The sequence below is a fragment of the Paracoccus sp. UBA889 genome (assembly GCA_002294185.1).
Lineage (GTDB): Bacteria > Pseudomonadota > Alphaproteobacteria > Rhodobacterales > Rhodobacteraceae > Paracoccus.
The window spans coordinates 58,894-69,924 of the sequence record DBFD01000050.1 but is presented as its reverse complement, the minus strand read 5'-3'; the positions used below and the strand labels follow the sequence as shown (position 1 = coordinate 69,924).

At 67.0% G+C, this 11,031-nt stretch carries 10 protein-coding genes; 2 read left to right on the top strand and 8 right to left on the bottom strand.

All coding sequences use genetic code 11. The features are described from left to right. Window positions 1–1,103: peroxidase family protein (locus B4L36_RS10065; protein WP_349675824.1), on the bottom strand; the 1,103-nt coding region annotated here is incomplete at its 3' end. A 249-nt stretch (window positions 1,104–1,352) separates the two neighbouring features. Here B4L36_RS10065 and B4L36_RS10060 point away from each other — a divergent pair. Further along, window positions 1,353–2,480, top strand: a complete 1,128-nt coding sequence (locus B4L36_RS10060) for a hypothetical protein (protein WP_292956287.1) — start codon at window positions 1,353–1,355, stop codon at window positions 2,478–2,480. Between the two features lie 112 nt (window positions 2,481–2,592). Here B4L36_RS10060 and B4L36_RS10055 read toward each other — a convergent pair whose 3' ends face one another. The 7 genes from B4L36_RS10055 to B4L36_RS10025 all read right to left on the bottom strand — a co-directional run bounded on the left by B4L36_RS10055 (window position 2,593) and on the right by B4L36_RS10025 (window position 9,609). Continuing rightward, window positions 2,593–4,323: an ExeA family protein gene (locus B4L36_RS10055; protein WP_292956284.1), complete on the bottom strand. Its 1,731-nt coding sequence runs from the start codon at window positions 4,321–4,323 to the stop codon at window positions 2,593–2,595. A gap of 219 nt (window positions 4,324–4,542) precedes the next feature. Continuing rightward, a complete protein-coding gene (locus tag B4L36_RS10050) occupies window positions 4,543–4,968 on the bottom strand; it encodes a GlcG/HbpS family heme-binding protein (RefSeq protein ID WP_292956281.1) in 426 nt (141 codons plus the stop codon). A gap of 64 nt (window positions 4,969–5,032) precedes the next feature. Continuing rightward, complete coding sequence (locus tag B4L36_RS10045) at window positions 5,033–6,073, bottom strand: L-idonate 5-dehydrogenase (RefSeq protein ID WP_414692169.1); 1,041 nt, start codon at window positions 6,071–6,073, stop codon at window positions 5,033–5,035. After that, entirely contained in the window at window positions 6,073–7,350 is a 1,278-nt protein-coding gene (locus B4L36_RS10040) for a TRAP transporter large permease (protein WP_292956275.1), read from the bottom strand. Before B4L36_RS10040 ends, B4L36_RS10045 begins: the two co-directional genes overlap by 1 nt. Then, complete coding sequence (locus B4L36_RS10035; RefSeq protein WP_292956272.1) at window positions 7,347–7,847, bottom strand: TRAP transporter small permease; 501 nt, start codon at window positions 7,845–7,847, stop codon at window positions 7,347–7,349. The genes B4L36_RS10040 and B4L36_RS10035 overlap by 4 nt, the downstream gene beginning before the upstream one ends. A gap of 68 nt (window positions 7,848–7,915) precedes the next feature. Then, window positions 7,916–8,899, bottom strand: coding sequence for a TRAP transporter substrate-binding protein (locus B4L36_RS10030; RefSeq protein WP_292956269.1), 984 nt, complete (start codon window positions 8,897–8,899; stop codon window positions 7,916–7,918). A 29-nt stretch (window positions 8,900–8,928) separates the two neighbouring features. Then, window positions 8,929–9,609, bottom strand: coding sequence for a GntR family transcriptional regulator (locus tag B4L36_RS10025; protein ID WP_292956266.1), 681 nt, complete (start codon window positions 9,607–9,609; stop codon window positions 8,929–8,931). A 265-nt stretch (window positions 9,610–9,874) separates the two neighbouring features. Between B4L36_RS10025 and B4L36_RS10020 the strand changes: the two genes are divergently transcribed. Continuing rightward, window positions 9,875–10,954 carry a DUF475 domain-containing protein gene (locus B4L36_RS10020; RefSeq protein WP_292956263.1) on the top strand — a complete coding sequence of 360 codons (1,080 nt, stop codon included), beginning with the start codon at window positions 9,875–9,877 and terminating at the stop codon, window positions 10,952–10,954. Window positions 10,955–11,031 lie beyond the last annotated feature (77 nt).

Here is an 11,031-nt window from a genome sequence, read left to right as displayed (position 1 = left end):
TCGGCCGCCGGGGCCATGTGATCCTGGTCCACGCCCACGGGGGCCCATTGATGCGCGCCGGCGGGGCTTTTGGTCAGTTCCCATTCATAGCCGAACAGCATGTCGAAATAGCCGTTGTCCCATTGCGTCGGGTTCGGCGTCCACGCCCCCTCGATCCCCGAGGTGATGGTATGGCCGCCCCGGCCGCTTTCGTGGCGGCTGATCCAGCCCAGGCCCTGGGCGGCGATATCCTCGCCCTCGGGTTCGGCGCCGACCAGCGCCGCGTCGCCCGCGCCGTGGCATTTGCCAAAGGTGTGGCCGCCCGCGGTCAGGGCCACGGTTTCCTCGTCATTCATGCCCATGCGCGCGAATGTCTCGCGGATGTCGCGGCCAGAGGCAACCGGATCGGGTTTGCCGTCCGGCCCTTCGGGATTGACGTAGATCAGGCCCATCTGCACGGCGGCCAGCGGGTTTTCCAGCACGCGGTCGCCCGAATAGCGGCTGCCGGGCTTGTCGCTGGTCGCCAGCCATTCCTCTTCGGTGCCCCAGTAGATGTCTTCCTCGGGTTCCCAGATGTCCTCGCGGCCGCCGCCGAAGCCGAAGACCTTGCCGCCCATCGATTCGATGGCGCAATTGCCCGCCAGAATCAGCAGGTCGGCCCAGGACAGCGCGTCGCCGTATTTCTGTTTCACCGGCCACAACAGGCGCCGCGCCTTGTCCAGATTGGCGTTGTCGGGCCAGGAATTCAGCGGCGCGAAACGCTGCGAGCCTGACGACGATCCGCCCCGTCCGTCGCCGGAACGATAGGTGCCGGCGCTGTGCCATGCCATGCGGATGAAGAAGGGACCGTAATGGCCGTAATCCGCAGGCCACCAATCCTTGCTGTCGGTCATCAGTGCGAACAGATCGTTCTTCACCGCGTCGATGTCCAGCTTCTGGAATTCGGCCTTGTAGTCGAAATCCCCGCCCATCGGATTGCCCAGCGGCGTGTTCTGGTGCAGGATCTTCAGGTTCAGCTGGTTCGGCCACCACTCACGATTGGACCGTCCGCCGAAAAAGGTGTTGAGGGCGCTGCCGCCGTGCATCACCGGGCAGCCGCCGCTTTCCATGTCTTTTCCATCCATGATCGCCTCCTGGAATCTTTGGGATGCGCGCCGATCGCGCCCCCGCTTTTCGGCACCGATGCTAACAAAATCGTGCCATACGGAAGAATCGCAAATTTTGATCTTCGCGATAGGTTTGCCTGATAAAGATGCCGGCGGCGGCCGGTTTCGGGCAAAGCCGCCCCACCAGGACTTGTCCGCGCCGCGCCATGAACGTGTTGACACAACAACGCCATTCCGCATGATTTGCAGATCGAAGAGGTAAGTGTCTTGTTCCGTTTCAGGTGTTCGAGTTTTCCGGTTCTCGTGATCGGCATCGCCTTGGCGACCGCTCCGCGATCGGTGATCGCGCAGGATCAGGATCCGGCACAGAGGGCACAGGCCCTGCGCCAGATCATCGTGACCATGGAAGACGAGGCCCGGCAGCTGGAAACCAAGGTGGCCCAGGCACGGGCGCGCCTGGACGATCTGAACCGGCAGGCCGAGGCGGCCGAACAGGAACTGGCGGCGCTGGACGGCAAGGCGGCGCAGGCGCGTGACGAACTTGCCGCCCTGACCGCTCAGCGAGACACGCGGCGCGCCGAAAATACCGCGGCCGGGGAAAAGCTGGCTGGATTGCGCGGAACGGCCGTCACGCTTGATGCCCGGATCGAGGCCCTGGCGGAACGGCACGAACAGGCGAAACGGGATCTGGCGCGCATCGAGAAGGCCGGCGCCGATCGCGAACAGGTGCTTGCCGAAATCGAGACCGCAAGGACCAGGGCGGCGACGCTGCGCGACGAGGTCGCGGCTCTCGTCCAGCAGCGCGATGCGTTGCAGGCCGGCGCCGCTGCGGCCGGGCAGGCCGCCACCAAGCTGACCGAGGATCGGGCGCAGCTTGCGCGGCAACGCGACACCCTGACCGCCGAAATCAAGGCCCTGACCGGCCGGCGCGATCAGTTGCAGCGGCAGCAGGCGCGGGCGGCGGAACTGACCGGGCGGATCGCCTCGCAGGAATCCGCGCTGGCGGATCTGCAGGCCCGGGCCGGAACGCTGCGCGAGGAGGTCGCGACCCTGACCGAAAGCCGCGATTCCCTGCAGGCCGGGCTGAACCGGATACGGGCGCAGACCGCCGCTGCTGGGGCAGCCCAATCGCCGCCGGCCCGATCCGCTGCCCCGCCGGCCACCGGCGAAGCCCCGACAACCGCCGAGGCCGCTTCCGCGACGGGCCGCAGCCCGGATGCGGTCGACGCGGCGCTGGCGGCCGCGCCGGGTCTGCCGGACAGTCCCTCGCAGTGGATGCCGTTGCGGAAGGCCCTGATCCGCGGCGACTGCACGCCCCAGGCGCTTGCCCGGATACAAAAGCCGGTCAACCGTCAGACGCTGCTGGCGCTGATGTCGCGGCTGGAAGGCTGCTGACCGGGGCGGCCCAGAAACGCGGATGATGACGATTCGTCACCCCGATCCGGCCCCTTGTGCCGAGGATTCGTCGAAGGCCGGCGGGGAACCGGTGCAACGGCCGGAGGCGGCATCAGCGCGGCGGCGGCGCCGTCCGGATCCATGCGGTCCACGCGCCCTGCCCCCCCTGCCCATCCGTCGCCGCCAGCCGCCAGCGGGCAACGGGGCGATCCAGAAGCATCGCCGGCAGCCCTGTCATCGACCGGCGCGGCGTCCCGTCGCCTCCGGCCAGCTGATATTCGACGACGAAGCCGGCCGGGCTTTGTCCATCCGCCGCGCGCCAGTGCAGTTCCGTCTGGCCGGTCCGAAACAAGGCCTGCATGACCGGGACAGGCCGCGCGGTCTGGTTCTGCGCTTCGGGAATCTCCGTCAGGGCTTTCAGCCGTGCCTCGGCCCCCGAGATGCCGTTGGCCATTTCATACCAGGCGCGGGCGCGTTGCAGATCGATCGGCACACCCAGCCCGGCCTCGGAATACTGGCCCAGATAATAGGCCGCCCTCGCGCTGCCCCAGATCGCGGCGCGTTCATACAGCATCAGCGCCTTCGCGGTATTCGCCGCCTCGGCTTCAAGCGCCGCGTTCAGCAGCATCCTTGGATCAGGCGGGGCGGCGATTGCATCGACCCGGGCCAGCACCGGGCCCGGATCCGGCCCGGCCTCGGCCACTGGCGCGATGTTGGGCGCAGGTTCGGGCGCGATGGCCACGGGCGTCGTCGTTGGATCGCGATCCCACAGGACAAGGCCCGCCAGCACCGCCGCCAGCCCGGCCAGCGCCGCCGCGCCGGCCAGCAGCTTTTTCCCAAACGGTGACCGGGATGGCGGCGGCACCGGCACCGGGACCGGCAAGGCCGGTCCCGGGTCCCGGTCCGGTTGTGCCACGGGACGCAGGGCGGCGTCCGTCGCGACCGGCGGCGCGGCTTGCGCAGGGCCGGCCTGCGGTGCCGGTCCGGCAGGCTTGCCGGGTTCGGGACTGGACGGGACGCGGGCCGGTCCGTCGCTCAAATCGTTGTCGATGCAGGCCCGCAGGATGTCCGCGTCGATCCGGCCCCGGCCAGAGCGGAGGGCGATGAAAAGACATTGCTGGGCCAGATGGTCGATCGCGCGGGGCAGGCCCGCGCTTGCGCTGTGCAACAAGACCAGGCTTTCGGGATCGAAGCCGGGAAGATCGGCTCCGGTCGCCTTGCGCGCATGGGACAGGCGATGCGCGATATAGCCGGCGGTTTCCGCCTCGCTCAGCGGCGGCAGGTCGAACCGGCCCCCGATCCGGCTGCGCAGGGCCAGGCTGGCCGGATGCTCGATCCGCGCCCGAAGTCCGGGCTGACCGGCCAGCAGCAGCGGCATCGTGCTGCGCCCGTCACCGTGAATGTCGGTCAGTTGCCGCAACTGGTCCAGTTCCTCGACGCCCAGCGTCTGGGCCTCGTCGGCAATCAGCATGACGCGGCGGCCCCGCGCCCCGCAGGCCTCGACGAAGCGGCTCAGCCGGGTCAGCAGCTCGGCCGGGGCGGCATCCGTATGATCCTGCCCGAAGGCACGCAGGGCCCAGCGAAGCGGCGCGGTCAGCTCCGCCCCTTCCTGACCCAGCAGGCCGAATTCGATCCTGTCCCGGTAGCGATGGATCAGCGCCCGCAAGAGCAGCGTCTTGCCGGTGCCGACATCGCCGGTCAGAACCGCGATCGGCTGGTTCGATTCGACCGCGGATACCAGCATCGCCAGCGCCCGGCGATGGCCTGCGGATTCGTAGAGCAGAGAGGGATCCGACAACGGGCGAAAGGCCGGAAAGACCGGATCGGGCGGCATCCAGTTCATGAAACGGGTCCGGCAGGCAAAAAGACACTCGGCAGTGACGTGTCCCGCCAGCCTAGGGCGGACCCGGCGCGATGTCTATCGCCGGATCGGTCCTGAAGCGGGCAAGGACCGGACCGCCGCAGAGGATCGCCCCCCGACAGGCGTGCCGGGCCGGGGGGTTTGGGGGGCTGCGGGAAAGCCCCCCAAGCCGGCGCGGGACGCAGATCGCCGGTCCGGGCGCTAGCCGGCATCCGCGACGAAGCCCGCCGCCTCGATGGCGCGGCTGGCGCAGGCTTCGTCATTGTCCGATGTGTCGCCGGTGATGCCCACGGCCCCCAGAATCGCGCCATCGCGCCGGATCAGCACCCCGCCCGGAACCGGCACCAGCGATCCGCCCGACAGCGCGTTCATCGACTGGATGAAATAGGGCTGTTCCTTTGCCCGCTCATAGATCGCGCGCGACCCCATGCCCAGGGCGATGGCGCCCCGCGCCTTGCCCTGGGCGATGTCGGGGCGCAGCGTGCTGGTCCCGTCCTGCCGCAGCAGCACCTTCAGGTCTCCGGCCGCGTCCAGAACCGCGACGGTAATCGGTTTCAGCGTCATCTCGGCCGCGATTCCCAGGCAGTTATCGGCCATCTTGCGGGCATCGTCCAGGCTCAGATCCATGTCGTCTCCTCTCTCGAAATGGCAGTCCTTGCCGCCCGACTTCGCATATCACGACCGGCTGTGCCTAGCCCTCGAAATCGAGATGGACTTTCACCGCCCGCGACCGGTCGCCCGCCAGATCGAAGGCCCGAACCGCGTCGCGCGCCGGCAAGACCTGCGTGACCATGGGCGACAGCTCGATCTGCCCCGCGCCGATCATCGCCACGGCCTCGGCGAATTCGGCGTCGAAGCGATGGCTGCCCAGAAGGCGCAGTTCCTTGGCCACGATCAGGTTCAGCGGCAGCGGAATCGTCCCTGCCACGCCGATCTGCACGATGCTGCCCTGCGGCCGCGTCGCCGCGATCGCCTGGGCGATGGCATGGGAATTGCCCGAACATTCCAGCACGATGTCGATGCGCCCCTTGCCCTGGGCCAGATCGGCCAGCGCGTCCGGTGTCTCGGCCACGTTCACCACGCGGTCCGCCCCCATCCGGCGCGCCACGTCCAGCGTGAAATCCTGCACATCGGTCACCACGATCCCGGCCGCGCCGCGCAGCCGGGCCAGCGCCACGCAGATCGCGCCGATGGGGCCCGCGCCGGTAACCAGCACCCGCTGGCCGGCAAGCGGCGGTGCCAGGGTCAGGGCATGCAGGCAGACCGACAAGGGCTCGGCCCCGGCAGCGGCCCCCGCCCCCACCCCCTCGGGCAGCGCCAGGCATTGCGCGACGGGATGGGCGATGCGGCTGCGAAAAAGGCCCTGTTCGTGGGGCATCCGCATGGCCGAGCCGTTGAACCGCATCGCCAGGCAGTGCCGCGTCTGGCCCGCCCGGCAGAATCCGCACGTCCCGCAGGGCCGCGAGGGGCACAGCGCGACGATCTGGCCCGCGACCAGGCCCGACCCCTCGGGCGCGGCTTCGACGATCCCGACCGCCTCGTGGCCCAGGATGATCGGCTCTTGCACGCGGACCGGGCCGAAGCCGCCATCGTGGTAATAATGCAGATCCGATCCGCAGATCCCGCCGCGCGAGACACGGATCAGCGCCTCGTCCGGGGCGGGACGGGCATCGGGGCCATCCTCGACGCGCAGGTCACGGGCGGCGTGAAGGCGGCAGCACAGGTCTTGCATCACTTGTCCATCAGCGAGGGCAGGAAGGTGCTGATCCACGGAATGTAAGAGACCAGCAGCAGCACGAATATGTTCGTCGCCAGATAGGGCACCAGCGCCCGGATCACCGGGGCCAGCGGCAGCCGCGCGATATTGGCGCAGACGAACATGCAGACCCCCACCGGCGGCGTGGTCAGCCCGATCATCAGGTTCAGGACGGCGAAGACGGCGAAATGCAGCGGCTCGATACCCACGCCCTGCGCCAGCGTCAGCAGCGGCACGAACAGGATGATCAGCGCCGCGATGGTTTCCATGAACATGCCGACGACCAGCAGGATGATGTTGATCAGCAGGATCACCAGAAACCTGTTATCCGTCACCGACAAGACCCCGGCGGCGATCTTCTGCGGGATCTGTTCGCTGACCAGAATCCAGCCAAAGACATTGGCCGTCCCCACCAGCGCCAGGATCCCGGCCGATCCGACCGCGCTGTCGATGACGATGCCCGGCACGCGGGCCAGCGGCAATTCGCGATAGACGAAGGCTCCGACCAGCAGCGCATAGATCGAGGCGATGACGGCGGTCTCGGTCGGGGTGACATAGCCCGACAGCATGCCCCCCACGATCAGCGCGGTCATCGCGAGCGCCCAGAAGGCACCCAGAAAGGCGCGGCCAAGCTCGGTCCAGCCCTGCCAGGCCTGCCGCGGAAAATCGCGGCGCCGGGCGATGATCCAGGTCGTCGCCATCATCGCCACGCCCAGCAGGATTCCCGGCAGCGCGCCGGCGATGAACATCTTGCCGACCGAGATCCCGGCCAGCGATCCGACGATGATCATCGGCACCGAGGGCGGGATGATCGGACCCACCGTCGACGAGGCGGCCGTCACCGCGGCCGAGAACGCGGCCGGATAGCCCGCGCGCTTCATTCCCGGAATCATCATTCCGCCGATCGAGGCGGCATCGGCGACGGCGGTGCCGGAAATGCCGCCGAACAGCATCGACGAGGCGATGTTGGTCTGCGCCAGACCGCCCCGGATCCAGCCGACCATGGCCTGCGCGAAGCGAATGATGCGGCTGGTGATGCCGCCGCCATTCATCAGGTTTCCCGCCAGGATGAAGCCCGGAATGGACAGCAGCACGAAGCTGTCCATGCCGGCATACATCTTTTGCGGAATCACCACCAGCGGCATTCCCTGCCACAGCAGATAGGCCATCGAGGACAGGCCCAGCGTGATCGCGACCGGCATCCCGATGGCCAGGCCCAAAACGAAGGTCAGGCCCAGGATCGTCAGGCTCATTCGATCCCTCCCAGCGGGTTCTCGGGCCTGCCATCGCTTGCCCCCGTCACCATGCCCACCAGGCGCAGCAGCGCCGCAAGGCCCAGCATCGCCAGCAGCACCAGCACGCTGCCGTGAACATAATTCATCGGCAATGCCAGCGCAGGCGATGTCTGCATCGCGCCGATGCGGGTGAACCGCCATGCCGGGCCGATCAGCAAGGCGCAAAAGGCCAGCACCAGCGCCGCCGACAGCAAGCGCATCAGCCAGGGATAACGTCCGGGAAGATTTTCGCTGAGCAGATCGACATTGACCAGATCGCCCGAGAACAGCGCCAGCGCCGTTCCGAAACCGGCGAGATAGAGCAGGGCAAAGCGGGTCAGTTCCTCGGTCCAGACGGGCGAGCCGGCGAAGGTCCGGCCGACGACCTGAATGGTGACGGCGGCGATGAGGACCAGGAAGGCCAGACCCGTCCCCAGTCGCAGCAAGGATCGCAACAGGCGGATCACGGCATTCATCGAAACCTCTCGGGCCCAGGGACGGATGGCGGAAGGGCGGGCAGCCGGCACTGCCCGCCCGGGCCGGATCAGGCCTGCTGGTCGAACAATTGCTGCACGACGGGTTTGATCTCATCGCCGATATTGGCCAGCACGGCATCCCTGGCGGTGGCCGCGAATGCCGCCTTGTCGCTGTCCACGAAGGTCATGCCCTTGTCCTTCAGGCTGGCCGCCAGCCGATCCTCGTCGGCGGTGAACATCTCGCGCTCGGCGGTTTGCGCGGTCGCGGCCGCCTGCATCACCGCCTCCTGGTCGGCAGAGGACAGCCTGCCCCAGGTGATCTCGGAGATGGTCAGATAGATCCAGGACCGCACGTGTTCGGTCTTGTTGACGAATTTCTGGACCTCGTAGAAATTCGCTGATTCAATCAGCGCCAGCGGGTTTTCCTGCGCGTCGATCGTGCCGTTCTGCAGAGAGGTGAAGACCTCGCTGAAGGCCATCGGCGTGGGCGCGGCGCCAAGCGCCTGCCATGTCTGCACGAACAGCGGCACGTTGGGAACGCGAAGCTTCAGCCCGTTCAGATCGCCGGGCGTCATGATCTCGCGGTTCGATGTCAGGTTGCGCGGCCCGCGCGCGAAATAGGCGATGGGGCGAATCTGCGCCTTGGCGCGGATCTCGGCCTCGACATCCTTGCCGATCTCGCCCGAGGCGACCTGATCCATCTGTTCCAGCGAGGAATAGGCATAGGGCACGGCCAGAAGCGCGGCCTTCGGTGCCCAGTTCTGAAGACTTTCGCCGGTGATGGTCATGTCGGCGGTGCCAAGCTGCATCCCGTTGATCAGGTCGATTTCCTTGCCCAGCGATTCGTTGGGAAAGACCTGCACTTCGACCCGGCCCTCGGTCAGCTTGGCAACCTCGTCGGCAAAGACCAGCGAGGCCTTGTTCCAGCTGTTCTGTTCGTTGGCGAGATGGCCCAGTTTCAGCGTGGTCTCGGCCGCGCGGACCCTGATCGCGGGCATGGCCAGCACGGCGGCCCCGGTCATCGCGGTGAATTGGCGGCGGTTCAGTGTCATCGTTTTTTCCTCCCATGCGAATGACGAACTCAGTCGGTGAAAAATTCGGCGCGGTCGCTGGTGATGCGCGGCAGATCCTCCAGCAATTGCCGCAGATGGCGACGGATCGCGGCCTCGGCCCCAGCCGCGTCGCCGCGCGCGCCGGCATCGACGATGTCCCGGTGCTGTTCGATCAGCGCGTCCGCCTCGAAAGTCTGCACCGCCAGATAGCGCAGGCGATCCATCTGCGAGGTCATCCGCTCGATCCGGTGCCAGACGTCTTCATGTCCGGCGGCGGTGGCCAGCGTACGATGGAACAGATTGTCCAGCAGGACAAAGCCGTTCACGTCGCGCCGGGCCGCGGCGGCGCGTTGCCGGTCCAGCTGTTCGCGCAAATCGCGATGGATATCGTCGGTCATCCGCTGCGTCAGGATGCGGATCATATCGCTTTCGACGGCTTCGCGGATGGCGCGCACGGCCAGAACCTCGCGCAGCGAGATGCGGCCTATGAAAGTGCCGCGTTGCGGACGAACCTCGGTCAGGCCAGCGCCGGCCAGCCGGATGAAGGCTTCGCGAACCGGCTGCCGGCTGACGCCGACTCGACCGGCGATCTCGCTTTCGCTCAGCTGGGTGCCCGGCAGAAGATCGCCGCGCAGGATCAGATCATGCAGCCAGTCATGGACCTGCTGCGCCGTCGAGATGCCCGGATTGATGCGCGGTCGCTGATCCATCTTCCTGTTCCCGGCCCTGCAGCGAGACTGCCATACTTCCATACCAATTTGAAGCGTCCACTTGCGATTGATCGCGACCTGCGGCCGGGGGCGCCTCGGCGCCCGACAACCAGCTCTTGCAACACCCTGCCTGGACAGGCATCTTGCGCCGCATCGCGCCCCTGCGCGCGCCCCAATGTCCGGTGACCGGGCCCCTCTGACGGATGTGGCGGCACGTCCGTGATGTCGGCACCAAACAAAGACACGCCGCCTCGGGCATCATGCCATGCACGACGGATCCCAAACCGGTCCCGCCTCTGCGCGGCCCGTTCTTCGCTATTTCCGCTGGGCCTTCATCGTCACCGCCATCGGCCTGGCGCTTGGCGCCGCTCTTGGCTGGCAGACGACCGGCACCTTCGGGGGAATGGCCGGCATCCTTTTCATCTGCACGGTTCTGGCGGTGCTGGAAATCTCGCTGTCCTTCGATAATGCCATCGTGAACGCCAACAAGCTGAAGACGATGCAGCCGAAATGGCAGCACCGCTTCCTGACCTGGGGCATCGTGATCGCGGTGTTCGGAATGCGGATCGTCTTTCCGCTGCTGATCGTGGTGATCGCGGCCGGGATCGGGCCGTGGCAGGCCGTGGTTCTGGCCGCCAGCCGCCCCGAGGAATATGCAAGGATCATGCACGAGGCGCGGCTGCCCATCGCGGCCTTCGGCGGCACGTTTCTGCTGATGGTCGGACTTGGCTTCTTCTTTGACGGCGAAAAGGACGTGCACTGGGTCCGCTGGCTGGAAAGGCGGATGCAGAAATATGCCACGATCCGGGGGATCGAGGTCGGCTTTGCGCTGTCGGTGGTGCTGATCTTCGCCCATTTCCTGCCGCCCCGGGAAAACGAGATCTTTCTGCGCTCGGCGATCTGGGGATTGCTGACCTTTCTGGCGGTCGAGGTTCTCGGCGGCTTTCTGGATCATTCGCAGCAACAGACCCTGGCCGCCGGAGCAAGGGGCGGGATCGGCGCCTTTCTGTATCTCGAGGTTCTGGACGCCTCGTTCAGCTTCGACGGCGTGATCGGGGCCTTCGCGCTAAGCCAGAACCTGTTCGTCATCGCCATCGGCCTGGGCATCGGCGCCATGTATGTGCGATCGATGACGATCATGCTGGTCGAAAAGGGAACGCTGGCCGAATACCGCTATCTGGAACACGGCGCCTTCTGGGCGATCATCGCGCTGGCAATGGTGATGTTCCTGCAATATTTCGTCCAGATTCCCGAAGTCATCACCGGGCTGGGCGGTGCCGCGCTGATCGGGGTGTCGCTGTATTCGTCGGTCCGGTGGAACCGGCATCTCGGCGGCAAGCCGTAGGACATCGATGCCGGTCTTTCGGCGGCCATTTCCTGCGCCGGGACGAATCTTGCCTTCTGCCGCTGGTCGGACGGATT